22 protein-coding genes are annotated in these 26,433 nt (G+C 70.0%); 10 read left to right on the top strand and 12 right to left on the bottom strand.

The window, feature by feature from the left end; all coding sequences use genetic code 11:
- Positions 1-207: 207 nt before the first annotated feature.
- The 5 genes from KUM44_RS10930 to uvrC form a co-directional block, all read right to left on the bottom strand.
- Positions 208-561 (bottom strand): hypothetical protein, encoded by a 354-nt coding sequence (locus tag KUM44_RS10930; RefSeq protein ID WP_374202027.1) that lies wholly within the window; start codon positions 559-561, stop codon positions 208-210.
- Between the two features lie 548 nt (positions 562-1,109).
- The gene (whiA, locus tag KUM44_RS10925; RefSeq protein ID WP_062719176.1) at positions 1,110-2,099 is read right to left on the bottom strand and encodes a DNA-binding protein WhiA; all 990 of its coding nucleotides are present in this window, start codon (positions 2,097-2,099) and stop codon (positions 1,110-1,112) included.
- Positions 2,090-3,157 carry a uridine diphosphate-N-acetylglucosamine-binding protein YvcK gene (yvcK, locus tag KUM44_RS10920; protein ID WP_217207609.1) on the bottom strand — a complete coding sequence of 356 codons (1,068 nt, stop codon included), beginning with the start codon at positions 3,155-3,157 and terminating at the stop codon, positions 2,090-2,092. The genes whiA and yvcK overlap by 10 nt, the downstream gene beginning before the upstream one ends.
- Complete coding sequence (gene rapZ / locus KUM44_RS10915) at positions 3,154-4,173, bottom strand: RNase adapter RapZ (protein WP_217207608.1); 1,020 nt, start codon at positions 4,171-4,173, stop codon at positions 3,154-3,156. Before rapZ ends, yvcK begins: the two co-directional genes overlap by 4 nt.
- Entirely contained in the window at positions 4,170-6,266 is a 2,097-nt protein-coding gene (gene uvrC, locus KUM44_RS10910; protein ID WP_217207607.1) for an excinuclease ABC subunit UvrC, read from the bottom strand. Before uvrC ends, rapZ begins: the two co-directional genes overlap by 4 nt.
- A gap of 600 nt (positions 6,267-6,866) precedes the next feature.
- On the opposite strand from uvrC, the gene KUM44_RS10905 reads away from it, so the two are divergent.
- From KUM44_RS10905 to KUM44_RS10895, 3 genes are all read left to right on the top strand, one after another.
- A complete protein-coding gene (locus KUM44_RS10905) occupies positions 6,867-7,823 on the top strand; it encodes a hypothetical protein (RefSeq protein ID WP_217207606.1) in 957 nt (318 codons plus the stop codon).
- Positions 7,824-8,089: 266 nt separating this feature from the next.
- Entirely contained in the window at positions 8,090-9,139 is a 1,050-nt protein-coding gene (locus KUM44_RS10900) for a LacI family DNA-binding transcriptional regulator (RefSeq protein ID WP_217207605.1), read from the top strand.
- Positions 9,136-10,047: a carbohydrate kinase gene (locus tag KUM44_RS10895; RefSeq protein ID WP_217207604.1), complete on the top strand. Its 912-nt coding sequence runs from the start codon at positions 9,136-9,138 to the stop codon at positions 10,045-10,047. Before KUM44_RS10900 ends, KUM44_RS10895 begins: the two co-directional genes overlap by 4 nt.
- Positions 10,048-10,226: 179 nt before the next feature.
- Here the strand turns inward: KUM44_RS10895 and uvrA are convergent, their stop codons facing one another.
- Positions 10,227-13,283, bottom strand: coding sequence for an excinuclease ABC subunit UvrA (gene uvrA / locus KUM44_RS10890; protein WP_217207603.1), 3,057 nt, complete (start codon positions 13,281-13,283; stop codon positions 10,227-10,229).
- A gap of 250 nt (positions 13,284-13,533) precedes the next feature.
- Here uvrA and KUM44_RS10885 point away from each other — a divergent pair, with 250 nt between their 5' ends.
- The 5 genes from KUM44_RS10885 to KUM44_RS10865 all read left to right on the top strand — a co-directional run bounded on the left by KUM44_RS10885 (position 13,534) and on the right by KUM44_RS10865 (position 17,811).
- The gene (locus KUM44_RS10885; protein ID WP_217207602.1) at positions 13,534-14,220 is read left to right on the top strand and encodes a maleylpyruvate isomerase family mycothiol-dependent enzyme; all 687 of its coding nucleotides are present in this window, start codon (positions 13,534-13,536) and stop codon (positions 14,218-14,220) included.
- 84 nt (positions 14,221-14,304) lie between these two features.
- Complete coding sequence (locus KUM44_RS10880; RefSeq protein ID WP_217207601.1) at positions 14,305-14,961, top strand: MBL fold metallo-hydrolase; 657 nt, start codon at positions 14,305-14,307, stop codon at positions 14,959-14,961.
- Between the two features lie 293 nt (positions 14,962-15,254).
- Positions 15,255-16,133: an ABC transporter substrate-binding protein gene (locus tag KUM44_RS10875; protein ID WP_217207600.1), complete on the top strand. Its 879-nt coding sequence runs from the start codon at positions 15,255-15,257 to the stop codon at positions 16,131-16,133.
- Positions 16,130-17,047: an amino acid ABC transporter permease gene (locus tag KUM44_RS10870; RefSeq protein WP_217207599.1), complete on the top strand. Its 918-nt coding sequence runs from the start codon at positions 16,130-16,132 to the stop codon at positions 17,045-17,047. The genes KUM44_RS10875 and KUM44_RS10870 overlap by 4 nt, the downstream gene beginning before the upstream one ends.
- A gap of 35 nt (positions 17,048-17,082) precedes the next feature.
- Positions 17,083-17,811: an amino acid ABC transporter ATP-binding protein gene (locus KUM44_RS10865; RefSeq protein WP_254389365.1), complete on the top strand. Its 729-nt coding sequence runs from the start codon at positions 17,083-17,085 to the stop codon at positions 17,809-17,811.
- Between the two features lie 53 nt (positions 17,812-17,864).
- On the opposite strand, the gene aroQ is transcribed toward KUM44_RS10865, so the two are convergent.
- The gene (gene aroQ / locus KUM44_RS10860) at positions 17,865-18,338 is read right to left on the bottom strand and encodes a type II 3-dehydroquinate dehydratase (RefSeq protein ID WP_217207598.1); all 474 of its coding nucleotides are present in this window, start codon (positions 18,336-18,338) and stop codon (positions 17,865-17,867) included.
- 103 nt (positions 18,339-18,441) lie between these two features.
- Here aroQ and KUM44_RS10855 point away from each other — a divergent pair, with 103 nt between their 5' ends.
- Both KUM44_RS10855 and KUM44_RS10850 read left to right on the top strand, forming a co-directional pair.
- The gene (locus KUM44_RS10855) at positions 18,442-19,488 is read left to right on the top strand and encodes a S66 peptidase family protein (protein ID WP_217207597.1); all 1,047 of its coding nucleotides are present in this window, start codon (positions 18,442-18,444) and stop codon (positions 19,486-19,488) included.
- Between the two features lie 94 nt (positions 19,489-19,582).
- A complete protein-coding gene (locus tag KUM44_RS10850) occupies positions 19,583-20,854 on the top strand; it encodes an MFS transporter (protein ID WP_217207596.1) in 1,272 nt (423 codons plus the stop codon).
- 26 nt (positions 20,855-20,880) lie between these two features.
- On the opposite strand, the gene KUM44_RS10845 is transcribed toward KUM44_RS10850, so the two are convergent.
- The 5 genes from KUM44_RS10845 to KUM44_RS10825 all read right to left on the bottom strand — a co-directional run bounded on the left by KUM44_RS10845 (position 20,881) and on the right by KUM44_RS10825 (position 26,429).
- Positions 20,881-21,981: a calcium:proton antiporter gene (locus tag KUM44_RS10845; RefSeq protein WP_217207595.1), complete on the bottom strand. Its 1,101-nt coding sequence runs from the start codon at positions 21,979-21,981 to the stop codon at positions 20,881-20,883.
- A 103-nt stretch (positions 21,982-22,084) separates the two neighbouring features.
- Complete coding sequence (locus KUM44_RS10840) at positions 22,085-22,387, bottom strand: hypothetical protein (RefSeq protein WP_217207665.1); 303 nt, start codon at positions 22,385-22,387, stop codon at positions 22,085-22,087.
- Between the two features lie 141 nt (positions 22,388-22,528).
- Positions 22,529-23,530: a TerC/Alx family metal homeostasis membrane protein gene (locus tag KUM44_RS10835; protein ID WP_217207594.1), complete on the bottom strand. Its 1,002-nt coding sequence runs from the start codon at positions 23,528-23,530 to the stop codon at positions 22,529-22,531.
- 224 nt (positions 23,531-23,754) lie between these two features.
- On the bottom strand, positions 23,755-25,791 hold the full coding sequence (locus KUM44_RS10830; RefSeq protein WP_217207593.1) for a TerD family protein: 2,037 nt from the start codon (positions 25,789-25,791) through the stop codon (positions 23,755-23,757).
- A 59-nt stretch (positions 25,792-25,850) separates the two neighbouring features.
- Positions 25,851-26,429: a TerD family protein gene (locus KUM44_RS10825; RefSeq protein ID WP_217207592.1), complete on the bottom strand. Its 579-nt coding sequence runs from the start codon at positions 26,427-26,429 to the stop codon at positions 25,851-25,853.
- Positions 26,430-26,433 lie beyond the last annotated feature (4 nt).

Raw genomic sequence — 26,433 nt, 5'->3', positions numbered from 1 at the left:
GCCGGCCATGCGGTGCCGGCGAGCTCTGTTTGGGATGTCCCCGACCGCCTACGACCCTACCTCTCTGAAGCCGCCGTGGTGACATTCAGATGCCTCATACACGGCACGGCGGTCCGTACCCGCCAGTAGGGGTACGGACCGCCCCGCCACGAAGGCCGGATCACTCGATCCGGTCACCCTGCGTCATACGCGGTTGACCTCGGCGTGTCAGTCGTCAGGTGAGCCCAGGGCCTTTCCGATGAGCGCCTTCCGGTCGGTCGCTGCGGTGACGTGCTCCAGGCCGAAGCCCAGCAGCACCGCGCCGTCCGTCGTGGTCGCGCCGTACGTCCGGAACAGCGTTCCGGTACGCGTCCGGTCCCGGGGGACGGCCGGGCTGCCCGCGGGCGGTCCAGTCACGCTCCAGGCGCCGAGCGACGTCTCGAGACCCTCGGTCTCGGTGGCCGTGCCGCCGCCGACGAGCGCGGTCTCGTCGGCGAGGACGCCGTGACCGCCGCCGCTCGGGTCGGCGACGTAGGCGATCGAGATCAGCAACTGGGTGCGCAGAGTCGGCTTCTGGGCCACGCTCGCCCAGGTAGTGCTGGGTCAACTGCTCCGTCGCGGGAACGACGGAACTTGCGCTACGGACACCGCTGGGCTGCGACGCACCGTACGCATCCAACTGCCGCGAGGCAGTAGAGGTGGCCGACTGCACCCTGCGCCTAACGCGGTCGACGTCCCGTACAACCGGGTCCACCGGACTGGCCGGAGTTGCGCCTTCAGGGACTCGCGCGCTGGGAATACGAACGTTGCATCGCCGCTGCCAGGGACGTTCGCGCCCGTGCAGTGGACGACGGTGCCGAAGTGGCCCAGCACGCCGAGCGCGTCGGGTGCGCCCCGCGTGGCGACGTCCCAGACGATCGCCCGGTGGCCGTGGGACTTGACCTCGTTCGGGTCGGTGTCCTGCGAACTTCCTTGCTGGGCCTAGGCGATGGGTGCGATTCGCCACAGCGGCGAATGACTGCCCAGGCTCATGCCACTTCACGCCCAGTCAAGAGTGCGGCAACGACCGCCAAACACCGGTGCCGACGCCCCAAGTGGACGTCGGCACCCGTATGTTGACGATCTCTCGCTCAACCCACGAGATTGTCCGCCAGCTCCTCGCTGAGGTTGGCCTCCGTGCCCGGAATGCCGAGGTCCTGGGCCCGCTTGTCGGCCATGGCCAGCAGCCGGCGGATGCGGCCGGCGACGGCGTCCTTGGTCAGCGGCGGGTCGGCGAGCGCGCCCAGCTCTTCGAGCGAGGCCTGCTTGTGCTCCATGCGCAGGCGTCCGGCGGCGGCGAGGTGCTCGGGGACCTCCTCGCCGAGGATCTCCAGGGCACGCTGGACCCGGGCGCCGGCGGCGACGGCCGCGCGCGCGGAACGCCGGAGGTTGGCGTCGTCGAAGTTGGCGAGACGGTTCGCCGTGGCGCGGACCTCGCGGCGCATCCGGCGCTCCTCCCAGGCCAGCACCGACTCGTGCGCCCCGAGCCGGGTCAGCAGGGCGCCGATCGCGTCGCCGTCCCGGACGACCACGCGGTCCACGCCGCGCACCTCGCGCGCCTTGGCGGCGATCGACAGCCTGCGGGCCGCCCCGACCAGGGCAAGCGCGGCCTCGGGGCCCGGGCAGGTCACTTCGAGGGAGGAGGAGCGGCCCGGCTCGGTGAGCGAGCCGTGCGCCAGGAAGGCGCCGCGCCAGGCGGCCTCGGCGTCACAGGTGGCCCCGGAGACGACCTGCGGGGGCAGGCCGCGGATGGGGCGGCCGCGCCCGTCGACCAGGCCGGTCTGGCGGGCCAGCTGGTCACCGCCCGCGACCACGCGCACGACGTAGCGCGAGCCGCGGCGCAGCCCGCCGGGCGCCATCACGATCAGCTCGGAGCTGTGGCCGAAGATCTCCAGGATGTCCCGCTTGAGGCGGCGGGCCGCCATGGCGGTGTCCAGCTCCGCCTCGATCACGATGCGCCCGCTGACCAGGTGGAGGCCGCCGGCGAACCGCAGAATGGCGGAGACCTCCGCCTTCCTGCAGCAGGTCCGGGTGACGGGGAGCCGGGAGATCTCATCCTTCACCGCTGCCGTCATCGCCATGGGCCGATCCTTCCATGCATCCGAAAAATACGGTCGTACGCGGCGGCGAGCAGCTCCGGGTCGTGCCGGGGCGTCCCGTCCGGCCGGGCCACCGGGGCCAGCTCGACCGCGGCACCGAGCCGCTTGGCGGCCTCGGTGAGCACATCCCGGTCCGGCACGGCGGCCTCGTCGGCCAGCACCACGTCCAGGGCGAGTTTAGGGGCGTGTCGTCCCAAAACCTCCAAATGACGCTGCGGTGAGAAGCCTTCGGTTTCTCCCGGCTGCGGGGCGAGGTTCAGGGAGAGTACCCGGCGCGCCTTCGTCTCGGTGAGGGCGTCCAGGAGTTCCGGCACGAGCAGATGCGGGATGACGGAGGAGAACCAGGAACCCGGGCCGAGCACCACCCAGTCCGCGTCCCGGACGGCGGCGACGGCCTCCGGCACGGCGGGCGGGTCGGACGGTACGACGTGCACCGACTGCACCTCACCGGGAGTGAGGGCGACGTTGGCCTGGCCACGGATGGTGTCGACGGCCTCGGGCTGGTCCGGGTCGTGACCCTTGACCAGGGCCTGGAGCTCCAGCGGTACGGCTGACATGGGCAGCACACGCCCGTGCGCGCCGAGCAGCTTGCCGACCAGGTCGAGCGCCTGGACATGGTCGCCGAGCTGCTCCCACAGGGCGACGATCAGCAGATTGCCGACCGCGTGGTCGTGCAGGTCGCCCTTGGAGTGGAAGCGGTGCTGGATGACGCGGGCCCAGGTCTGACCCCAGTCGTCGTCGCCGCACAGCGCGGCCAGCGCCTTGCGCAGGTCACCGGGCGGCAGCACGCCCAGCTCGTCGCGCAGGCGCCCGCTGGAGCCGCCGTCGTCGGCCACGGTGACGACGGCGGTGAGGTCACCGGTGATCCGGCGCAGCGCGGCGAGCGAGGCGGACAGGCCCATGCCGCCGCCGAGGGCGACGACCTTAGGCTGGGTGCCCCGGCGGCGTGGTCTGCCACCGCGGACCTCGGCGGGCCGGCCGGCACGTGACTCGGGCACCGCCCGGCGCAACCTGCTCAGCCGCGGAGTACGTCCCGTCATTCCCGTCCCATGTCCCGGTGTACGACCACCGTCTCCACGCCCTGGGAGGCCAGGCGCGCCGCGAGCTTCTCGGATGTGGCGACCGAGCGGTGCTTGCCGCCCGTGCAGCCGACCGCGATGGTCACATACCGCTTGCCCTCGCGGCGGTATCCGGCCGCGATGAGCTGGAGCAGTTCGGAGTAGCGGTCGATGAACTCCTTCGCGCCGGGCTGGTTGAAGACGTACGCCGACACCTCCTCGTTGAGACCGGTGAAGGGGCGCAGCTCCGGGACCCAGTGCGGGTTGGGCAGGAAGCGCATGTCCACGACCAGGTCGGCGTCGACCGGGAGGCCGTACTTGAAGCCGAAGGACATGACCGTCGCCCGCAGCTCGGGCTCCTCCTCGCCGGCGAACTGGGCGTCCATCTTGGCCCGCAGCTCGTGCACGTTGAGGCTGGAGGTGTCGATCACCAGGTCGGCGTCACCGCGCAGTTCGCGCAGCAGTTCGCGCTCGGCGGCGATCCCGTCGACGATACGGCCGTCGCCCTGGAGGGGGTGCGGGCGGCGCACCGACTCGAAGCGGCGCACCAGGGCGTCGTCCGAGGACTCCAGGAAGACGATCCGGCGCGTCACACCCCGGGTGTCGAGATCGGAGAGGGACTCGCGGAGGTTGTCGAAGAAACGGCGGCCACGGACGTCGACGACCACCGCGATCCGCGCCACGTTGCCCTGGGAGCGGGCGCCGAGCTCCACCATGGTGGGGATCAGCGCGGGCGGGAGATTGTCGACGACGAACCAGCCGAGGTCCTCCAGACACTTGGCGGCCGTCGAGCGGCCGGCTCCGGACATGCCGGAGATGATCACCAGCTCGGGGATGGCCGCTTCGGGGACCCCGGCCGAGTCGATGCCCGTACTCACCTGTGCTCCGTCTTCCTGGCGTGCGTCCTGCTGGGTGAGATCCTCGCCGCCGCCTTTCCTGTGTGTTTCCTGAGCCTGTCGATCTCGGTCGGCCGTGGGTTGGGTGTCGTGCTCGCTCATCTCTCCTGCCCCCGTCGTTCGTCCGGGGCGCCCGCGGACACGGGCTCCCCCGAGGTCTCCGCCGTCGTATCGGATTCCTCGTCTTCCATGATCTCTCCAGTCGCCGTGTTGACGGCAGGTGCGGCCGGGGCCGCCCGGGCGAGGGCCGCTGCGATCGTCTCGGCCGTCTTGCGGCCTATGCCCGGGACCTCGCAGATCTGGTCGATTGTCGCGGATCGCAGCTTCTTCACCGAACCGAAGTGCTTGATCAGCGCCTGCTTGCGAGTCTCACCGAGGCCGGGCACGTCGTCCAACGGGCTCGACCGGAATCGCTTGGCTCGCTTGGTGCGCTGGTAAGTGATCGCGAAGCGGTGCGCCTCGTCCCGGACACGCTGGAGCAGATAGAGGCCCTCGCTGGTGCGGGGCAGGACGACCGGGTCGTCCTCGCCGGGCAGCCAGACCTCCTCCAGACGCTTGGCGAGACCGCAGACTGCGATGTCGTCGATACCGAGCTCGTCCAGGGCTCGCTGGGCGGCCGCGACCTGCGGCTGTCCGCCGTCGACGACGACGAGCTGGGGCGGGTAGGCGAAGCGCTTGGGACGGCCTTCGTCGTCCTTGAGGCCGTTGGCGAGGGCCTCGGGGGAGGTCGTGGTGAGGGGATCGGAGGAGGTGTCGGCGAGAGTGTTGTCGCCGTCGGCCCACTCACCTGTCTTCTCCTTTTCGGCGAGGTAGCGCTTGAAGCGGCGGGTGATCACCTCGTGCATGGAGCGGACGTCGTCCTGGCCCTCGAAGCCCTTGATCTGGAACCGGCGGTACTCGCTCTTGCGCTGCAACCCGTCCTCGAAGACGACCATGGAGGCCACGACGTCGTCACCCTGGAGGTGCGAGATGTCGTAGCACTCGATCCTGAGCGGGGCACTGTCCAGGTCGAGGGCGTCGGCGATCTCCTCCAGGGCACGAGAGCGCGTGGTCAGGTCGGAGGCGCGCTTGGTCTTGTGCAGGACGAGCGCCTGCTGGGCATTGCGCTCGACGGTCTCCATGAGGGCGCGCTTGTCGCCGCGCTGGGGGATGCGCAGGGAGACGTTCGAGCCGCGGCGGCCGGTCAGCCACTCCTGAACCGGGTCCAGCGGGTCGGGCAGGGCCGGGACGAGGACCTCCTTGGGCACGGCGTCCCCGGTCTCCTCACCGTAGAGCTGCTGGAGGGCATGCTCGACGAGGGCGCCGGTGGTGATCTCCTCCACCTTGTCGGTGACCCAGCCGCGCTGGCCGCGCACCCGGCCGCCGCGGACGTGGAAGATCTGCACGGCCGCTTCGAGCTCGTCCTCGGCGACCGCGATGAGGTCGGCGTCGGTCGCGTCGGCGAGTACGACCGCGTTCTTCTCCATGGCCTTCTTCAGGGCCTCGATGTCGTCGCGCAGGCGGGCGGCCCGCTCGTACTCCATCTCGTCGGCCGCCTCCATCATCTGCTTCTCCAGGCGGCGCAGATAGGTGCCCGTGCGGCCGGTCATGAAGTCGCAGAACTCCTCGGCCAGTTCACGGTGCTCCTCGTCGGAGACCCGCCCCACGCAGGGGGCGGAGCACTTGCCGATGTAGCCGAGCAGGCAGGGACGGCCGGTACGCGAGGCGTTCTTGAACACGCCGGCCGAGCAGGTACGGACCGGGAAGACACGCAGGAGGAGGTCGACGGTGTCCCGGATCGCCCACGCGTGCGCGTACGGCCCGAAGTACCTCACGCCCTTCTTCTTGTGACCGCGCATCACCTGCACACGCGGGAACTCCTCGTTCATCGTCACCGCGAGATACGGGTAACTCTTGTCGTCACGGTATTTGACGTTGAACCGGGGGTCGTACTCCTTGATCCAGGAGTACTCCAGCTGAAGGGCCTCGACCTCCGTGGACACCACGGTCCACTCCACGGACGCCGCCGTGGTGACCATGGAACGGGTGCGCGGGTGGAGGCCCGCCAGGTCCTGGAAGTAGTTCGCCAGGCGCTGGCGCAGGCTCTTCGCCTTTCCGACGTAGATCACCCGGCGGTGCTCGTCACGGAATCGGTACACCCCGGGAGAGTCGGGGATCTGTCCCGGCTTGGGGCGGTAGCTGGAGGGGTCGGCCATGTCTCACACCCTACTGGCGAGCAGTGACAGTCCGACGAGGCTGTGGACAACGGCCCGGCCATCGGGCTCAGCGGCCCAGATCCACGCCATGTCGGGCAGCTGTGTCCCTGAATTCCGGCAGGTGGCGGGCGATCGGCGGTGCTTCTGCCGGCGGGACGGCGTCCACGGTTGGGTACTCGTCACACTGTCCGTCCGTGAGCAGGTAGCCCCCGAGCTCACAGCCCTCCGAGCGCGTAACCCCAGCTGCGGCCCTCGTCGCCGACGGGTCGGCGGCATGGGCGCGGGGATCACCCATGCCGATGATCAGCCCGGCAGCGGAGCCGCTCCGCAGCGGTCTGTGGTGATCATCGTGATTCCCACGCACAACGCCCGGAAGAACAGTGTGACTTGAGGCAGACGCATCGTGACTCGGCCAGGGTGCGGCACGGTTGGGCATCAGGTGTTGTCGGGACTTGGTCAACACGCTTCAATGCGGGGGAACTCAGGGCCCTGAACGACGGCGTACGGATGTGAAGACCCCGCCGCGCCGACGAAGTGGCCCCGGCCAGCTGCGCGCCCGGTCTGACCAGCCGTTGTGAACAACCACAGAAAGGCCCCTGCATGCCGCACGCCACACAGCACGCGGACATCCCCGCCGTCGCCACCGCGGAGCTGGACACGGCCCTGCGAGGCGGCCCCTTCCATGTCGCCCTGCGCGCCGCGATAGCCGCCCGGGGACTGCCGCTGCAGCGCGTGCAGCACCATCTGTCCCGTCGTGGTGTGAAGGTCGGCGTCACCAGCCTGAGCTACTGGCAGCAGGGCGCCCGCCGACCGCAGCGCCCCGAGTCGCTGCGTGCGGTACGCGCGCTGGAGGTGATCCTCCAGCTGCCGGAGGAGTCCCTGATCCGGCTGCTCGCCGGGGCCGACGACCACTCCGGCCTCCAGCGGCCGGCGGCCCGTTCCTACCGTTCCCTGGTGGAGGCCTCGGGCGTCCTGGAACAGCTTCTGGCCGAACTGGACTGGCCGATGGACGGTGGCCTGCACACCCTCGCCCACCACGAGCGAGTACGGATCGGGGCCCGCCGCGAGCTGGCGGGCCGCGAGTCGCACCACATCGTGCGCGCCCACAAGGACGGCGTGGACCGCTTCGTCGCCGTCCACCACGGCGACCCCGGGTGCGCACCCGAGCGTATGACGGTGCACGCGCTGGAGAACTGCCGCACCGGGCGGGTCCGGTGGCACCAGGAGACCGGTGTCCTCGTGGCCGAGCTGCTCTTCGGCGCCCGGCTACGGGCGGGCGACACCTATCTCTTCCGTCACGGCATCGAGGACGGGACGGCCGACGTGTCCCGCGAGTACGCACGTGGCTTCCCTCTCGCGGGCGGCCAGTACGCCCTCCAGGTCCGCTTCGCCGAGAGCACCCTGCCCGTACGCTGCCACCGCTTCTCCCAGCATTCGGCGGCGGCTCCCCGCAGCGGCCGCCAGGGTCTCGCCCTCAGCGGGCTGCACCGTTCCGTCCACCTGGTCGAGCCTCGGGTGCGGACGGGGATCGTGGGCATCGGGTGGGAGTGGGAGTGAGCCGGCGCTTCCGGCCGCGTCGGTGCAGCCGGGTGTTCCAGCCGGCTCGGTGCAGCCGACGGTTCGAGTTGTCTCGGCACGGCTGACCACCGCCTTCTGAGCCGCGCGGCGCCCCTGGGCATACCGCCTTGACGTCCCCTTCACCAGTCGAGCCCACCACGTAAACGATTGCGCAAGCGTTTACGTCCGGCGCCGAATGGGATACCTTCCCGGCCAGAAGAACCGCGACTGCCCAGGGAGGGGCGCGCGGCAGGGAGGGGACCTCGATGGCCACCATGGCGGACGTGGCGCGGAGCGCAGGCGTGTCCGTGGCGACCGTCTCGCATGTGCTGAACGGCACCCGGCCGGTGCTGCCCCACACCCGTCAGGCGGTGCTGGACGCCATGGACGAGCTTGGCTACACGCCCAACACCCTCGCCCGCTCCCTGGTGACATCCCGTACCCGGTCCATCGGGCTCGCGGTCTCGGCGATCAGCAACCCGTACTTCACGGAGATACTCCAGGGCGTCGAGGCCGGCGCCCTGGAACACGGCTACAGCCTGCTCATCGCCGACCCGCACGACGATCCGGAGCATGAACGCAAGGTCGTCCAGCTCCTGCACGAACGCCGGGTGGACGGCATGATCGTCGCGCCCTCCGCCGACCCGCGCCAGCTCCTCGCCTACCTCGGGCGTCACAAGGTGCCGACCGTCCTCCTCGACCGCTTGGTCGACCTGCCGGCGGACGGCCCGACGCGGTTCGACCAGGTCTGCGCCGACAGCGCCGTGCCCCTGGCCCAGTTGGTCACCCATCTCGCCGGCCTCGGCCACCGTCGGATCGCCCTGGTCGCCGGTCTGCCGGGACTCAGCACCACCAGCGAGCGGCTCACCGGGTACCGCGAGGGCCTGGCGACGGCCGGGCTCGGGTACGACGAGCGCCTCGTCGTACACGGCGATTCCGAGTCGGCCGGTGCCGAGCGGGCCACCGCCGCGCTGCTGTCGCTCGCCTCGCCTCCCACCGCGCTGGTCACCGCCAACAACGCGATGACCATCGGCGCCCTGCGCGCCCTGCGTGGCCGCGGAATGTCCGTGCCCGACGACATCGCGTTGTGCTGCTTCGACGACTTCGCCTGGGCCGACCTGTTCGCGCCCAGGCTCACCGCGATAGCCCAGCCCAGCAGGGAGATCGGCGCCCAGGCGGTACGCGTGCTCCTGGACCGCCTCGCCGCACCGGACCGGCCCGCCCGGACCTTGCGTCTCCCGTGCGCCTTCATGCACCGCACCTCATGCGGGTGCCCCGAACAGCCCCTGCCGTCCGTGAAAGGAACCATCTCGTGATCGTCGTCGCCGGTGAGGCCCTGATCGACCTGGTGCCGCAGGGCACGGGCGCCCTCGCGGGCCTGAAGCCGGCGCTCGGCGGCGGCCCCTACAACACCGCCGTGGCCCTCGGCCGCCTCGGCTCCCCCACCGCGTTCTGCTCACGTACCTCCTGCGACGCCTTCGGTGAGGCCCTGCTCGGCGGGCTGCGGGAGGCCGGGGTGGATGTGTCGGCCGTGCAGCGCGGCATGGAGCCGACGACCCTCGCGGTCGCCACCATCGACGCGCAGGGCTCGGCCGCCTACTCCTTCTACGTTGAGGGCACCGCCGACCGGCTCTTCACAGCACCATCGGAGCTGCCCGCGGCGGCTCGCGCGGTCTCCTTCGGTACCTGCTCGCTCGTCCTGGAACCGGGGGCGAGCGCCTATGAGGAGCTGATGCGGAGCGCGGCCGCGCAAGGGGTGTTCACCGCGCTCGACCCGAACATCCGGGCCGGACTCATTCCCGACCCGGATGGCTACCGGGCCCGGTTCAAGAGCTGGCTTCCCTCGGTGTCGCTGCTCAAGCTCTCCGAGGAGGACGCGCTGTGGCTGGGCGGGACACCGCGCGAGTGGCTGGCCGCGGGACCTGCGGCCGTTGTGATCACACACGGTGGTGACGGGCTGACGGCCTTCACGCGGGACGGCGCCGTGCACTCCGTGCCGGGTGATGAGGTGGACGTCGTGGACACGATCGGTGCGGGCGACACCGTGAACGCGGCCCTGTTGCACGGCCTGGCCGCCCAGGACGGCCTGTCCGCCGAGGCTCTCGCGGGACTGGGCGCCGACGGCTGGACACGGCTGCTGCGGTTCGCGGCGCGGGCTGCCGCGATCACCTGTTCCCGGGCGGGCGCCGAGCCGCCGTACGCCTCCGAACTGGGGGACTTCTAGGAGGCGTTCCGCTCTCATCCATTCCACTGTTGAGCAGTCAAGGTCCGTCACGGCCGCAGCAGTCGGGCCGTTGATTGTCCAACGCGCGGCGCCCCGCGGGGAGTTCCCGCGGGGCGCCGCGCTTTTCTGGATTTGTTCGGGCCCGTGGCCCGTGACCGGAGGCTCGTGCCCCGGGGCCCTCAGGCCTTGCGGGCCCGCGTCGTCTTCTTCGCTGGCGTCGTCTTCTTCGCGGCAGCCGCCTTCTTGGTGGTGCCGGCCGCCTTGTCGGTAGCCTTGTTGTTGGCCGTCTTCGTGGTCCTGGCCGTCGCTGTCTTCTTCGCCGTCGACGCCGCCGCGACCGTCTTCTTGGCCGCGGCCCTGCGCGGGGCCTTCACCGAGGCCGCGTCGCTGATCCGGTCGGCGCCGAGGATCTCGCGCAGGAACTTGCCGGTGTGGCTGGCCGGAACCGCGGCGACCTCCTCGGGCGTGCCCTCGGCGATGACGAGACCGCCGCCGGCGCCGCCCTCGGGGCCCATGTCCACGACCCAGTCGGCGGTCTTGATCACGTCGAGGTTGTGCTCGATGACGATGACCGTGTTGCCCTTGTCGACCAGGCCGGCCAGGACCGTGAGGAGCTTGCTGATGTCCTCGAAGTGCAGACCGGTGGTCGGCTCGTCGAGGACGTAGACCGTGCGGCCGGTGGAGCGCTTCTGGAGTTCGCTGGCGAGCTTCACTCGCTGGGCCTCACCGCCGGACAGGGTGGTCGCGGACTGGCCGAGCCGGACGTAGCCGAGACCGACGTCGTTCAGCGTCCTGAGGTGACGGTTGATCGCCGGGACGGCCTCGAAGAAGTCCATGGCCTCCTCGATCGGCATGTTCAGGACCTCGGAGATGGACTTGCCCTTGTAGTGGACCTCCAGGGTCTCCCGGTTGTACCGGGCGCCGTGGCAGACCTCGCACGGGACGTAGACGTCCGGGAGGAAGTTCATCTCGATCTTGATCGTGCCGTCGCCCGCGCAGTTCTCGCAGCGGCCCCCCTTGACGTTGAAGGAGAAGCGGCCCGGCATGTAGCCGCGGACCTTCGCCTCGGTCGTCTCGGCGAACAGCTTGCGGATGTGGTCGAAGACACCGGTGTACGTCGCCGGGTTCGAGCGCGGGGTGCGGCCGATGGGCGACTGGTCGACGTGCACGACCTTGTCGACGAGGTCGTCGCCGTCCACGCGCGTGTGGCGCCCGGGGACGTTGCGCGCGCCGTTGAGCTCGCGCGCCAGGTGCGTGTACAGGATGTCGTTGACCAGCGTCGACTTACCGGAGCCGGACACGCCCGTGACCGCGGTGAACACACCCAGCGGGAACGAGACGTCGATGTCCTGGAGGTTGTTCTCACGCGCTCCGTGCACGGTGAGCCGGCGGGTCGGGTCCTGCGGGCGACGGATGTCGGGCAGCGGGATGGCCTTCTTGCCGGACAGGTACTGACCGGTCTGCGACTCGGCGTTGGCGAGCAGCTCCTTCAGGGAGCCGCTGTGCACGACCTTGCCGCCGTGCTCACCGGCGCCGGGGCCGATGTCGACGACCCAGTCGGCGGTCTTGATGGTGTCCTCGTCATGCTCGACGACGATGAGCGTGTTGCCCATGTCGCGCAGCCGGACGAGGGTCTCGATCAGCCGGTGGTTGTCGCGCTGGTGCAGGCCGATGGACGGCTCGTCGAGGACGTAGAGCACGCCCACGAGTCCGGAGCCGATCTGGGTGGCGAGCCGGATGCGCTGGGCCTCGCCGCCGGAGAGGGTGCCGGCCGCGCGGTTGAGCGAGAGGTAGTCGAGGCCGACGTCGACGAGGAACCGCAGCCGCTCGTTGACCTCCTTCAGCACTCGCTCGGCGATCTTCTTGTCACGGGCGTTGAGCTTCAGCTTGCCCAGGAAGTCCGCACAGTCGCTGATGGACATCGCCGAGACCTCGGCGATCGACTTCTCCATGATCGTGACCGCGAGGACGATCGGCTTCAGGCGCGTGCCCTCGCAGGTGGGGCAGGGCACCTCGCGCATATAGCCCTCGAAGCGCTCGCGGCTGGCGTCGCTCTCGGCCTCGCTGTGCCGTCGCTTGACGAAGGGGACGGCCCCTTCGAACGGCGTCGTGTATACACGTTCGCGGCCGTACCGGTTGCGGTAGCGCACCTCGATCTGGGTCTTGTGGCCGTGGAGCAAGGCCTTCTTGGCGCGCTGCGGCAGACCCGCGAAGGGGATGTCCGTCCGGAACCCCAACGCGTCCGCGAGGGCGCCGATCAGACGGCCGAAGTAGTCCTTGGTGTGGCCGTGCGACCAGGGATGGATGGCGCCCTCGTCGAGCGACTTGTCCTCGTCCGGGACGATCAGCTCGGGGTCGACCTCCATGCGCGTGCCGATACCGGTGCACTCGGGGCAGGCGCCGAAGGGCGAGTTGAAGGAGAAGGAGCGCGGCTCGAGCTCCTCGAAGGAGAGGTCGTCGTACGGGCAGTACAGATGCTCCGAGTACATGCGCTCGCGCTCGGGGTCGTCCTCGGGGAGGTCGACGAAGTCGAGCACGACCATGCCGCCGGACAGGCCGAGGGCCGTCTCCACGGAGTCGGTGAGCCGACGCTTGGCGGAGTCCTTCACCGTGAGACGGTCGACGACCACCTCGATGGTGTGCTTCTCCTGCTTCTTCAGTGTGGGCGGGTTGGACAGCTGGATCGTCTCGCCGTCCACCCGCGCGCGGGAGTAGCCCTTGGTCTGGAGGTCGGCGAAGAGATCGACGAACTCGCCCTTGCGCTCACGCACCAGCGGCGACAGCACCTGGAAGCGGCTCCCCTCCGGCAGCTCCAGGACCTTGTCGACGATGGCCTGCGGCGACTGTCGCGAGATCGGGCGGCCGCACTGGGGGCAGTGGGGCTTGCCGATGCGCGCGAAGAGCAGACGCAGATAGTCGTAGACCTCGGTGATGGTGCCGACCGTCGAGCGCGGGTTGCGCGAGGTCGACTTCTGATCGATGGAGACCGCCGGGGACAGTCCCTCAATGAAGTCGACGTCCGGCTTGTCCATCTGGCCGAGGAACTGCCGGGCGTACGAAGACAGTGACTCCACGTAACGCCGCTGCCCCTCGGCGAAGATGGTGTCGAAGGCCAGCGAGGACTTGCCCGACCCTGACAGGCCCGTGAAGACGATGAGCGAGTCGCGCGGCAGGTCGAGCGAGACATTCTTGAGGTTGTGCTCGCGCGCGCCACGGACGATGAGACGGTCGGCCACGCCGGTCCGCACCTTTCTTGAGAGAAGTGACAGGGGGCGAGGCCCCCGTGTGTTCTCGGCTTCGAGGCCCCCGTGCTTTTTTCAGACTAGGGGGAGCCACTGACAACGCCGGTCCGATTCCGGGATGCATAACAATCCGCGGGCATCCAGCATGCCCGACGCCACGACCGACCCTATAGCACGCGCATTCGATTTACGGCACCCGTTCACCACCTTCACCCAAAGGTGTGGCGGGGCTAATGTCAGCACCATGATTGATCACGCTCGTGACCTGGTGTCTGTACGTGAAGCGACGGAACGGCTGCTCACCGCAGCGGCCAAGATGGACAACGCGTCGGTGGCCGAGCCGTCACGGCTTCCCGGCTGGAGCCGCGGCCATGTCCTCGCCCATCTCGCCCGTAACGCGGACGCCCTCGTGAACGTCCTCGGGGGGCGCCCCATGTACGTCTCGGCCACGGCGAGGGACGCCGACATCGAGCGGGACGCCCCGCGCCCCCTCGACGTCCAGCTCACCGACGTACGCGAGAGCGCGGCCCGTTTCCAGGGGACGGGAGCGACGCCCGCGGACTGGTCGCGCACCGTGGAACTGCGCAACGGGGTGACCGACGCGGCGGCCCGGGTGCCGTTCCGGCGGTGGGTCGAGGTGGAGCTGCACCATGTGGATCTCGGGATCGGGTACGAGCTGGAGGATCTGCCGGCGGAGTTCGTGGAGCGGGAGATCGACTTCCTCGCCGAGCGGTTCTCCGGGCACCCCGATGTCCCGCCGACCCGCCTGACGGACGGTACGCGCGCGTGGAGCACGGGCCGAGAGGGCGGTGTTCCCGAGGTCACCGTCCGAGGTTCCGGACCCGAGCTGCTCGGCTGGCTCGCCGGGCGCCGCGACGGGGCGGGGCTGACCGTGGAAGGCGGCGCACTGCCGTCGCTGCCCCCGCTGTAGCGGCCCCGGCGGTCCTCCGGGGGCGTTCTGCCGCCGTAGCGGCTGGACAGCCCCCGGGCCGCTCTGCCGCTATAGGCTGCCGCCATGACGTACAGCGGACAGGTGACGGTCGGTGGCCCCGCCGACGTGCACGAGCTCAAGGACCTGATGATCACCAAGATCGCGGTCGGCCCGATGAACAACAACGCCTATCTGCTGCGCTGCCGGGCCACGGACGAGCAACTGCTGATCGACGCCGCCAACGACGCGGAGGCGCTGATCGGCATGATCGGGGACGACGGCATCGCGTCCGTCGTCACCACGCACCAGCACGGTGACCACTGGCAGGCGCTCGCCGCGGTCGTCGAGGCCACAGGCGCACGCACGTACGCCGGCCGGGACGACGCCGACGGCATCCCGGTGCCGACCGACGTCCTGGTCGACGACGGTGACACCATCCGGGTGGGGCACGTGGAGCTCACCGCGCGCCACCTGGTCGGACACACGCCCGGCTCCATCGCGCTGGTCTACGACGATCCGCACGGGCATCCCCATGTGTTCACCGGGGACTGTCTGTTCCCTGGCGGCGTGGGCAACACCCGTAAGGACCCTGAGGCGTTCGCCAGCCTGATCCACGACGTCGAGACGAAGATCTTCGACGTCCTGCCGGACGAGACGTGGGTCTACCCGGGGCACGGCAACGACACGTCGCTGGGCGCGGAGCGGCCGCATCTGCCGGAGTGGCACGCGCGAGGCTGGTGATCGCACACCGGGAGCGCGCCACCGCGCACGCGCCCCGTGTGAATCCTTCACACGCGCCGGTGCCATGCGTGCGCTCCCCGCGTGCGTAGTTGCGCAGTCAACTGGAAGCAGCCCCGCACAGGATGACGGCTCCTGAGCGGTACGGGCCGCCGGCTTTCAATCCCCGCCCTCGGCCGGCGGCCCCGGCGGCTGCCGAGGGAAGTGTTCACAAGAACGCAACACCCGTTCCCACTATGCGGAAACCAACCGTCGTGACCTCGACAAACACGACGTCGTCCTGCCAGTCTCCCGCCATGCCTCTTGCCGCTCGCGCGCTGCGCCACGCCGTCGCCACGACCGCCCTGCTCGTCACCGCTGTCGGCTGTGCTCCACAGCCGGACGAGAAGGCCGCCGACACACCGTCGGGGTCGGCCGGGAACACCTGCGCCAAGGGCGAGTTGGCCACCCAGACCTCCGGCAAGCTGACGATCGCCACCGACGAGCCGGCGTACGAGCCCTGGTTCAAGGACGGCAAACCGGCCAGCGGTGAGGGCTTCGAGTCGGCCGTCGCCTACGCCGTGGCCAAGCAGCTCGGCTACGACAGGAGTGCCGTCGTCTGGCAGAGCGTGCCGTTCAACAAGGCCTTCGCGCCCGGCGAGAAGACCTTCGACTTCGACATCAACCAGGTGTCGATCAGCGACGAGCGCAAGAAGGCCGTGAACTTCTCCTCCGGCTACTACGACGTCCGCCAGGCCGTCATCGCGCTGAAGGACAGCAAGGCAGCCAAGGCGAAGAGCGTGGCGGACCTGAAGGGCCTCAAGCTGGGCGCCCAGGTCGGCACCACCAGCCTCGGCTACATCGACGACGTGGTGAAGCCGACGCGGGAACCCGCCGCGTACGCCAAGAACGACCAGGCCAAGTCCGCGCTGAAGAACGGCCAGGTCGACGCCATCGTGGTCGACCTGCCGACCGCCTTCTACATCACTGCCGCCGAGGTGACGGACGCGACGATCGTCGGCCAGTTCGAGAACCGGGGCGGCACCGCGGAGCAGTTCGGCCTCGTACTCGACAAGGGCAGCGCCCTCACCGCGTGCGTGACGGACGCCGTGGACACCCTGCGCGAGGACGGCACCCTGGCCGAGCTGGAGCAGCAGTGGCTGTCGGACGCCGTCGACGCCCCGGTGCTCAAGTGACGGTCACCAAGGAGGAGTCCGGCCAGGAGGGCGCGGACGACAACGGCGGCATGTCCGGCGGGGGCGACGGCTACGTCCCTTCGCAGCGACGTCTCGACCGCGAGCGCCACAAGCGTGCCCGCGCGCGGCGTGCCACGGCGATAGCGGCCCTCTCCACCCTGGTCACGGCCGTCGTCCTCTACCTGGTCGTGGTCAACGCTCCGGGCTGGCCGCGCACCAAGGAGACGTTCTTCAACGGGCAGTACGCGCGCGAGGCTTTGCCCAAGGTCCTCGAAGGGCTCTGGCTCAACGTCCGGCTGCTGCTGATCTGTGGCGCTGCGGTGCTGGTCCTCGGGATGCTCATCGCCGTCGCCCGCACACTGCGCGGCCCGGTGTTCTTCCCGCTCCGGGCGCTGGCTGCCGCGTACACGGACTTCTTCCGGGGCCTTCCGCTCATCATTAACCTCATGATCGTCGTGCTCGGCGTTCCCGCGCTGCGGTTGCAGGGCGTGACCGTCGACCCCGTGCTGCTGGGCGGTACGGCACTGACCCTGACGTATTCGGCGTACGTCGCCGAGGTGTTCCGCGCGGGCATCGAGTCCGTCCACCCGTCCCAGCGGGCCGCGGCGCGCTCCCTCGGCCTGACGAACCGTCAGGCGCTGCGGCACGTGGTGCTGCCCCAGGCCGTTCGCCGTCAGGTGCCGCCCCTGCTGAACGACCTGGTGTCGTTGCAGAAGGACACCGGTCTGGTGTCCATCGGCGGTGCGGTGGACGCCGTACGGGCCGCGGACATCATCGTGGGCCGCAGCCTCAACTACACGCCGTACATCGTCGCGGGCCTGGTCTTCGTGGCGCTGACCATTCCGATGACCCGCTTCACGGACTGGGTGACGGCCCGGATGGACCGTCGGCGCGCCCAAGGAGGGGCCCTGTGAGCGACGCAGCCGTGAACACCGCACCTGTGCTGCGGATGGAGTCCGTACGCAAGACCTTCGGCGACTCGGTCGTGCTGCGGGACGTCGACCTGGAGGTCGCCCCGCACACGGTGACCGCGCTGATCGGCGCCTCCGGCTCCGGCAAGTCGACGCTGCTGCGGTGCGCGAACCTCCTGGAGGACATCGACGACGGTGCGATCTGGCTCGACGGCGAGGAGATCACCGATCCTCGCGTCGACCAGGACGCCGTACGGCGCCGTATCGGCGTGGTGTTCCAGGCGTACAACCTCTTCCCGCACATGACGGTGCTGGAGAACATCACCCTCGCCCCGCGCCGGGTGCACGGCGTGTCCCGGGCGGAGGCCGAGGCACGTGCGCGTGAGCTGCTGGAGCGGCTCGGACTGGCCGACAAGGCCGGCGAGTACCCGGACCGGCTGAGCGGCGGCCAACAGCAGCGGGTGGCGATCGTGCGGGCCCTGGCCGTACGGCCCCGGCTGCTGCTGCTCGACGAGGTCACCGCGGCACTCGACCCGGAGCTCGTGGGCGAAGTCCTCGCCGTCGTCCGTGACTTGAAGGCGGACGGGATGACAATGGTGCTGGCCACGCACGAGATGGGGTTCGCGCGGGAGGTCGCCGACCAGGTTTGTTTTCTGGACGGAGGGGTGGTGCTGGAGCGCGGTACGGCGGAGCAGATCTTCGGGGACCCGCAGCAGGAACGTACGCAGCGCTTCCTGCGGCGGATCGTGGAGGCCGGTCGCCTGTAAGGACCGCTTGCCATGGCAGGGCAGTCCTTACCGGCCAGCCCCTCACAGCCACGTCACGTGTCCGCCTGCCCCGCCCCCACGAGCGCCGCGACCCGCTCCACGCCGAACGCGTACCCCTGCACACCGCACCCGGCGATGACCCCGTCGGCACGCAGGGAGACGTACGAGTGGTGCCGGAACGACTCACGCTTGTGGATGTTGGAGATGTGGACCTCCAGCACCGGAAGGCCGTCACAGGTGTTGAGCGCATCCAGGATCGCCACGGAGGTGTGCGAATAGGCGCCGGGGTTGATCACGATCCCGCAGTGGTTGAGCCGTGCCTCGTGGATCCAGTCGACCAACTCACCCTCGTGGTTGGACTGCCGGAAGTCGATCGTGCCACCGTGCGCGGCCGCCGTCTTCGCGCAGAGGGCCTCCACGTCGGCCAGGGTCTCGGAGCCGTAGATCTCGGGCTGGCGCTGGCCGAGCAGGTTCAGGTTGGGGCCGTTGAGGATCATGATGGGGGCGTGGGCCAGGGTGCGGGGCACGGTTCCTCCGGTCCGTTCGGGGTCGGGCGGTCCGTCGATGACCGCTGCTCAGACCCGGTTTATCACGGTGCGTGGGTCACGACGCGGGTCCTATCCTCCCGGTATGACCATGATCTCGTACCCTCCCAAGCCCTCCCCGGGCGACCGCGTCGCCGTCATCTCGCCCGGTGCGGGCCTGCCCGGCCTCTTCCCGCGCCCCTTCGACCTGGGCCTGGAGCGGTTGCGCAAGGACTTCGAGCTCGAACCGGTCGAGTATCCGGCCACCCGCAAGATGGGCTCGACGCCGCGGGAGCGGGCCGACGACATCCATGCCGCGTTCGCCGATCCGGACATCAAGGCAGTCATGGCGTCCATCGGCGGCGACGACCAGATCACCGTGCTGCCGCTGCTGGACCGGGAGTTGATCCGGGCGAACCCGAAGCCGTTCTTCGGGATGAGCGACAACACGAACCTGCTCATGTTCCTGCGCAACACCGGCATCGTCGGCTACCACGGTGCGACCGTCATGACGGCGCTGGGCCGCCCTGTTGCCATGGATCAACTGACCGCCGAGTCACTACGGGCCGCGCTGTTCACCCCGGGCGAGTACGAACTCCGGCCCGCCGAGCGCTGGAACGACGTCAACCGCGACTGGGCCGACCCCGCGACCTTCGACGCGGAGCCGGAGACGCGTCCGGCCGACGGATGGGCCTGGGTGAACGCCGACCGGGTGGTGGAGGGCCGCAGTTGGGGCGGCTGTCTGGAGATCCTCGGCTGGCTGCTGATGGCCGACCGGGAGATCGCGCACGACCTCTCGGAGTACGACGGCGGGGTGCTGCTCCTGGAGACCTCCGAGGAGATGCCGAGCGGCGAGGAGGTCTTCCGCACCCTGCGGAACATGGGCGAGCGCGGGCTGCTGCACCGCTTCTCCGCACTGCTGATGGGCCGCGCGAAGACCTGGTCCTTCGAGCGCCCCAACAGCCCAGAGGAGGCCGCTCGTTACGCGTCCGAGCAACGCGAGGCCGTCCTGCGCGCCATGCGCGCGTACGCCCCCGACACCACGATCGTCTTCGACGTCGACTTCGGGCACACCGACCCACAGCTGGTGATCCCTTACGGCGGCGTCGTACGCGTCGACGGGCCCGCACGGCGCATCACCGTCACATACTGACGGAGGCCGACCGCCCCCGCGCGCCCCCGTAACCACGATCACTGTGGGTAGTTGACGCGGCATGCACGACGTACGCACCGTAAGGACGCCCTCCATGCTGCGGCTCGCGGCCGCCTCGCTCGCCGGAACGGCCATCGAGTTCTACGACTTCTTCGTCTACGGGACCGCGGCGGCCCTGGTCCTGGGACCGCTCTTCTTCCCGACGTTCTCACCGGTGGCGGGAACCCTGGCCGCCTTCGCGACATTCGGCGTGGGTTTTGTGGCACGGCCCCTGGGATCGGTGCTGTTCGGGCACATCGGGGACCGGCACGGACGCCGGCCGGTCCTCGTCGCCTCGCTGCTGCTGACCGGCGCCTCCACGGTCGCGGTCGGCTGCGTACCGACGTACGACACGATCGGTGTGGCCGCTCCCCTGCTGCTGCTCGTGCTGCGCTTCATTCAGGGGCTGGGGCTCGGTGGCGAGTGGGGCGGGGCCGTCCTGCTGACGGTGGAGCACGCGCCCGCCGGGCGGCGCGGTCTGTGGTCGAGCTTCCCGCAGGTCGGGCCCGCGCTGGGCTTCCTGCTCGCCAACGGTGTGGTGCTGGGGCTGTCGGCGACGCTGTCCGAGGCGCAGTTCGCCGCGTGGGGATGGCGCGTGCCGTTCTGGGCGGCGGGGGTGCTCGCGGTGGTGGGGTTGTGGCTGCGGTCGTCGCTCGCCGAGAGCCCTCGCTTCCTCGAGATCGACGACCACGCGCGCGTGCCGCTCGCCGAGGTCGTACGCGACCACTGGCGGCTCGTGCTGCTGACTGCCGGGGCGCTGTCGATCGGATACGCCGTCTTCTACGCCGTGACGACCTGGTCCCTCGCGTACGCCACGGAACGGCTCGGTGTGAGCCGCAGCGTCATGCTGACCTGCATCATGGGCGCGGTGCTGGTGAAGGGCTCGCTCACTCCGCTGGTGGCATGGCTCGGCGACCTTCACGGGCGGCGGCCGCTGTGTCTGATCGGGTGCACAGCCACCGCCCTGTGGATGTTCCCGATGGTCGCGCTCCTCGCCACGGGCGAGCCGCTGCTGATGTTCCTCGGCTTCCTCGGGGCGATGATCGCGTTCATCACGATGTTCGCGGTGATCGCCGCGTATCTTCCGGAGCTGTACGAACCCCGGGTGCGCTGCACGGGCGCCGCCGTGGGCTACAACCTCGGGGGCGTCCTCGGCGGCGCACTCACGCCGATCGTGGCGACCGCACTCGCCGACCAGGGCGGTCGGGTGCCCTGGGGCGTGGGGGCGTACATGACCGGGGTCGCGCTGCTCAGTCTGGGGTGCTTCGCGCTGCTGCCCGAGACGCGTCCGGTGCCGGCGGTGACGGCGGAGCCCGCCACCGGGTGACGGGTTCCGGAACATCCCGGTGTCGGCTACGGATTGATCGCGAGCTCCAGATAGGCAGCGAACAGCACCAGGTGGACTCCGCCTTGGAGCGGCGTCGCCCGCCCCGGCACCACCGTCAGGGAGCTCACCACCACCGTCAGGGCGAGCAGCACCATGTGGGTGGGGCCCAGACCGAGGACGAGCGGGCCGGAGAGCCAGACGGAGGCCAGGGCGACCGCGGGGATGGTCAGGCCGATGCTGGCCATCGCCGAGCCGAGTGCCAGGTTCAGACTGGTCTGGACGCGGTCACGGCGGGCGGAGCGCAGCGCGGCGATCGTCTCGGGGAGCAGCACCAGCAGGGCGATGATCACGCCGACGACGGCATGCGGCAGGTCGGCGGCCGCCACCCCGGACTCGATGGTCGGCGACACCCCCTTGGCCAGGCCGACCACGCCGATCAGAGCCAGGCCCAGCAACCCCAGGCTGATCATCGCGGTGCGAGCGGAGGGCGCGTGGGCGTGTTCGTCCACGGTGATCACCTCGCCCTGCCGGGTGATGGGGAGGAAGTAGTCACGGTGGCGCACGGTCTGGGTCGCCACGAACAGGCCGTAAAGGATCAGCGAGGAAAGCGCCGCGAACGTCAGCTGGACGGTGGAGAACTCCGGGCCGGGCTTGCTCGTGGTGAACGTCGGCAGCACCAGGCTGAGCGTGGCCAGGGTGGCGACGGTCGCGAGGGCGGCTCCGGTGCCCTCGGGGTTGAAGACCGCCGTACCGTGCCGCAGTGAGGCGACCAGCAGGCACAGGCCGACGATGCCGTTGCAGGTGATCATCACGGCGGCGAAGACCGTGTCCCGCGCGAGGGTGGAGCTCTTGTCACCGCCGTCGGCCATCAGGGTCACGATCAGAGCGACCTCGATGATCGTGACGGCGACCGCGAGGACGAGGGAGCCGAAGGGTTCGCCGACCCGGTGGGCGACCACTTCGGCGTGGTGCACGGCGGCCAGGACGGCACCGGCGAGGACCAGTGTCACCAGCGTGACGACCGCGCCGGGCAGGTCCCGTCCCCAGGTGAGGATCAGCAGGACGACCGCGAGCACCGGCACGACATACGTCCACTGGGTCGTGAGCGGCCTGAGCCTGGCGATCATGGAGCGATCGTCGCAGAGGGGTGGGGGGTTCGCATTCCGGTCGGTGTGGTGGTCAGGCGGCCCCGCGCCCTCGGCATGCGGGGCCCCTGTGGGTCGTATGTCGCTACGCGAAATCGGTCGTCTCCTGTACGTCGCAGTCCGTGAAGGACGGCGGCCTGGTGCACAGCGCGGCCATCTGCTCCGCGAACTTGGCCGTCTCGGGGTCGTCGCTGTTGCGCATGGCGTCCTCGTAGGAGTCGAACTCGATCACTACGAGGTAGCGGTTGGCCTGGCCCCGGTCCTTGAGGACGAGACGGCGCGTGGGACCGCCGCTGCGGCCCGCCAGGCGCTGTTCCGTCTCCTGGGCCAGCTCCCGCATCTCGTCGATGCGCTCGGTCTCGAAATCGATGATCTGCACGAACTTCATGGGTGCGTCCACAGGTGCCTCCACCCCCGGCCGTGGTGTCCCCGGCCGGGGACACCCAGCACCCAACGAAGCACCGGGAGCGGTGCTCGGCAATTCGCTGGGCACCACCCCCGGTGTTGGTTCTTCCTACGTCCGACGCGGTCAGACGTCGATGCTGTCCTTCGGAGCGCCTTCGCTCTTCTCCTGCGCCGCCTCGGCCGCCGCCTGCTTCTTGGAGGCCCTCAGGCTGGTGATCGTGGTGACGATCAGGACCGCGCAGATCACGCCGAGCGAGACCGGGATGCTGATCTCGGGGACATGGACGCCGGACTCGTGCAGCGCGTGCAGGACGAGCTTGACGCCGATGAAGCCCAGGATGATCGACAGGCCGTAGCTGAGGTGGACCAGCTTCTTCAGCAGGCCGCCGATGAGGAAGTACAGCTGCCGGAGACCCATCAGGGCGAAGGCATTGGCCGTGAACACGATGTACGGGTCCTGGGTCAGGCCGAAGATCGCCGGGATGGAGTCGAGGGCGAAGAGCACGTCGGTGGTGCCGATCGCGAGCATCACGACCAGCATCGGGGTCATGACCCGCTTGCCGTTCTGCTGGATCCACAGCTTGGTGCCGTGGTAGCGGTCGGCGACACCGAAGCGGCGCTCGGCGGCCTTGAGGAGCTTGTTCTCCTCCCAGTCCTCGTCCGCCTCGTCCGCGCGGGCCTCCTGGATGAGCTTCCAGGCGGTCCAGATGAGGAAGGCGCCGAAGAGGTAGAACACCCAGGCGAAGCTGGCGAGGATGGCAGCACCCGCGGCGATGAAGATGGCCCGCAGGACCAGGGCTATGAGGACACCGACGAGCAGCACTCGCTGCTGGTACTGGGTCGGCACCGCGAACTTCGCCATGATCAGGACGAAGACGAAGAGGTTGTCGACGCTCAGCGACTTCTCGGTGATGAAGCCCGCGAAGAACTCGCCGCCGGCTTGTCCGCCGCCGAAGATCAGCAGGCCGAGCCCGAAGAGCCCGGCGAGGACGATCCAGACGATCGTCCAGATCCCGGCTTCCTTGATCGACACGTCATGCGGCTTGCGGCCGATAAAGAAATCGACCGCGATCAGGGCGGCAAGGCCCACGATGGTCAGGACCCATAGGGTCGTGGAAACTTCCACTGCGCCTCCGGCAGTCGTAACGGCAAATGTCAGCGTCGTCGCGCGCCGGAGGTCTCTTCCACCCACGATGGGCCGACGCCCCGGGATCTGGCCTGATCCGTATTGACGGGTACGCCGCAGCAGACAGGGAGTACTCCCCTCCGTGGGACAAACAGTACCTCAATCACCAAGGAAAGGTAAAGTGATCGGTAAAATAAATACCAAGTCCGCTGGTCAGAGGGTCTTTACCGGGACTTGGCCCGGGCCGCCGCCACCTGCGTGAGCACCTGGTGGAGGACCTGGCTGCCGGGCGGTACGAGCGAGGGCTCATAGGTCCAGGCATGCCCCACCCACGGGTCGGCGAGGTGATCGTCCGGCACGGGGGTCAGTCGCAGCAGCGAACGCCACAGCGGGTCGAGCAACGGGCCGTACGCGGCTGCTTCCTCCCGGTCGGCGACCATCATCAGATGGACGCCGACGGCCGGACCCTCGTCCGCGAGGTAGCGCAGCTGGTTCACGGCCCGGTCGTCGAAGCCGTGCGGGAAGTCGTTGACGATCAGCAATTGCTGTGCCGTGTCGAATCCGGGCGGCAGGGAGTCGGGCGCTCCGGCGCGCAGCGCCATCTGCACCAGGTCGACGCGCTGAGTGAGCCGCGCGAGCACGTCCGCGACACCGGCCGCGCCCACGGCTGGCGGGCCCGCCAGCACGCCGGACTGCACCAGCGGTACGAGTGCCTGTGCGCCGGAACCGGCCGGGTCGATGACCTGAACGGTGAACTCACCCGCCGGATATACGGCGAGCAGCCGAGCCGCGTGCGCCACCGCCGTCTCCATCGCGAGGCGCCGCAGGTCGTGGGAGTCCGTGAACGAGCCGTCGATCGATCCGCCGCGTCCGCTGTCGATCCACAGACCGCGCTCCAGCGGCAGCCGGACCAGCAGCGGGATCCGCAGCTCGGCACTCTCGGGCAGATGGAGGTCGCCCAGGCGCAGGGCCATGGGGATCTCCATCGGTACGCGGTAGCCGTGCCAGACGGGGTTGTCCCACCCCGCGTACGCGTGCGGCAGTGCCGGCTCGACGACCTCGACCTCGGCGGTGAGCTGGGCGAGATCGCGGTCGAGTGTCGCCCGGGCCTGGTTGACGAGCTGGGCGTGCTTGGTCCGGGCGGCCTCACGCGCGGCATCACCCTGTCCGCCGATCCGGCTGCGCGGGTCCGACAGGACCTGGTCGAGTTCCTTCTCCATACGGGAGTCGGCGAAGTCGACCGCGCTGCGATAGGCGGCTGTGGTGCGGGCCAGGTCCTCGAACATGCCCCAGACCTGGTTGTAGAGCCGCTCGTCCATGGACCAGCCGGTGGCGTCGCCCGCGACGGGCTGGGCGGGTTGCCCGGGCTGGGCGGGGGGCGCGGTCGGCGGGGGCGGCGGCGGAGCCGCGTTCTGCCGACCGGGGTGGCTGTAGTTGATCGGGCCACCGGACGTGGGGGCGGAGGGCTGGGCGGGATCCGTGGCGCCGCTGCCGCTCTGGTACGACGGCTGCGGCGCGGGCTGGCCCGGCGCGCCCGGTGTCTGGGTGCCGTAGGGCGCGGTGGGCTGGGGTGGCACGGCGCCGGAACCGGAACCGGAACCGGGAGCAGCCTGCGGTGCGGAGCCGGCCTGGTCCGGGCCGAGCGCCGGCGCGGCCGTCTGCCGGGAGCGGTCGCCGTCCGTCCGTGTCGGAGGTGCCGGCACCGAGCGGGCCATGCCCTGGGCCACCGCCTCGTTGATGCCGCCGGCGAGTTGACCGGCCTGGGCCAGGCCCTGGTCGGCGAAGAGGTCGGCGAGGCCGCCCGCGTACCCCTGGCCGATGGCACGTACCTTCCAGACACCCTGGCGGCGGTAGAGCTCCAGGGCGACGACGGCCGACTCGGCCTCCAGACCGGTGATGGTGTAGCTGGCGACCTCGGTGCCGTCGAGGCCGGTGACGGCGACGAAGGGCGTGGCGGCGCCGCCGAACCGGGTCGGGCCACTCCCTGTCGGCAGGGCGAGCAGCACACTGACACGGTGGACGGCGTCCGGCATGGCGTCCAGGTCCACCGCGAGGCGATGGTCGGCGGCCGCCTGCCGGGAGACCTCGAGGCCGGGCAGGGTGGGGGCGCCGGGGTGGACCACCCATTCGACGCCGTGGATCCTGCCCCGCTCGTCGCCGAGCGTGGCGGCGGCCACGACCGGTGTGCCGGCCGAGACCCGGATCTCCAGACGGGCCTGGGAGAGCGGGTGGTTCTGCCCCCGCACCAGCTCGGCCGTCATGCCTTCGTCCCCCTGTGTCGCGCGTCTTTGTCGTGTGCAGCCCGCCGGGCCCGACGGTCCTACAGGTGCGGCAGGATGGCCGGCATCAGGTCCTGGAACGTCCGGCCGTTGGCCGGCGTGCCGAGGGCCGTCATCGTCCAGCTCGCACCCGTGCGGTGCACCTTCGCCATGATCTGGGCGGTGTAGGCGCCGCCGCCCGCGAGCGTGTAGCGGGCGAGTTCCTGGCCGTTGGTCTCGTCGACCAGACGGCAGAACGCGTTCTGCACCTCCTGGAACGTCTGGCCCGTGAAGGAGTTCACGGTGAAGACGATCTGGTCGATGTGGACCGGGACGCGCGCGAGGTCGACGAGGATCGCCTCGTCGTCGCCGCCCTGGCCGACACCGCCGACGAGGTTGTCACCGGTGTGGCGCACCGAGCCGTCGTCGCTCACCAGGTGGCGGAAGAAGACGACGTCGACCGGCTGCTTGTCCGCGAACAGGACGGCCGAGGCATCGAGGTCGACCTCCCGCGTGCGCGTGCCGAACAGGCCCCGCCGGGGAGCCGCCTGCCAGCCGAGACCCATGCGCACCGCGGTCAGGCTGCCGCCGTCGTCCTTCTGGAGACTGACGGCCTGACCCTTGGTCATGTTGATGGTCACGTGC

The sequence above is a fragment of the Streptomyces sp. AC550_RSS872 genome (assembly GCF_019049285.1).
In the GTDB taxonomy this organism is placed as follows: Bacteria; Actinomycetota; Actinomycetes; order Streptomycetales; family Streptomycetaceae; genus Streptomyces.
Note: the sequence above shows the minus strand (reverse complement) of the source record. Positions and strands in the feature narration are given on the sequence as shown.

Bases quoted from the DNA above. Each gene is read 5' to 3' on its own strand.
- KUM44_RS10885 (WP_217207602.1), top strand. From the start codon at position 13,534: ATGATTGATCACGCTCGTGACCTGGTGTCTGTACGTGAAGCGACGGAA.
- KUM44_RS10865 (WP_254389365.1), top strand. From the start codon at position 17,083: ATGGAGTCCGTACGCAAGACCTTCGGCGACTCGGTCGTGCTGCGGGAC.
- KUM44_RS10855 (WP_217207597.1), top strand. From the start codon at position 18,442: ATGACCATGATCTCGTACCCTCCCAAGCCCTCCCCGGGCGACCGCGTC.
- rapZ (WP_217207608.1), bottom strand. From the start codon at position 4,173: ATGAGCGAGCACGACACCCAACCCACGGCCGACCGAGATCGACAGGCT.
- KUM44_RS10900 (WP_217207605.1), top strand. From the start codon at position 8,090: ATGGCCACCATGGCGGACGTGGCGCGGAGCGCAGGCGTGTCCGTGGCG.
- KUM44_RS10880 (WP_217207601.1), top strand. From the start codon at position 14,305: ATGACGTACAGCGGACAGGTGACGGTCGGTGGCCCCGCCGACGTGCAC.
- KUM44_RS10840 (WP_217207665.1), bottom strand. From the start codon at position 22,387: ATGAAGTTCGTGCAGATCATCGATTTCGAGACCGAGCGCATCGACGAG.
- uvrC (WP_217207607.1), bottom strand. From the start codon at position 6,266: ATGGCCGACCCCTCCAGCTACCGCCCCAAGCCGGGACAGATCCCCGAC.
- whiA (WP_062719176.1), bottom strand. From the start codon at position 2,099: ATGGCGATGACGGCAGCGGTGAAGGATGAGATCTCCCGGCTCCCCGTC.
- KUM44_RS10845 (WP_217207595.1), bottom strand. From the start codon at position 21,981: ATGATCGCCAGGCTCAGGCCGCTCACGACCCAGTGGACGTATGTCGTG.
- KUM44_RS10850 (WP_217207596.1), top strand. From the start codon at position 19,583: ATGCTGCGGCTCGCGGCCGCCTCGCTCGCCGGAACGGCCATCGAGTTC.
- yvcK (WP_217207609.1), bottom strand. From the start codon at position 3,157: ATGACGGGACGTACTCCGCGGCTGAGCAGGTTGCGCCGGGCGGTGCCC.
- KUM44_RS10905 (WP_217207606.1), top strand. From the start codon at position 6,867: ATGCCGCACGCCACACAGCACGCGGACATCCCCGCCGTCGCCACCGCG.
- KUM44_RS10875 (WP_217207600.1), top strand. From the start codon at position 15,255: ATGCCTCTTGCCGCTCGCGCGCTGCGCCACGCCGTCGCCACGACCGCC.
- KUM44_RS10830 (WP_217207593.1), bottom strand. From the start codon at position 25,791: ATGACGGCCGAGCTGGTGCGGGGGCAGAACCACCCGCTCTCCCAGGCC.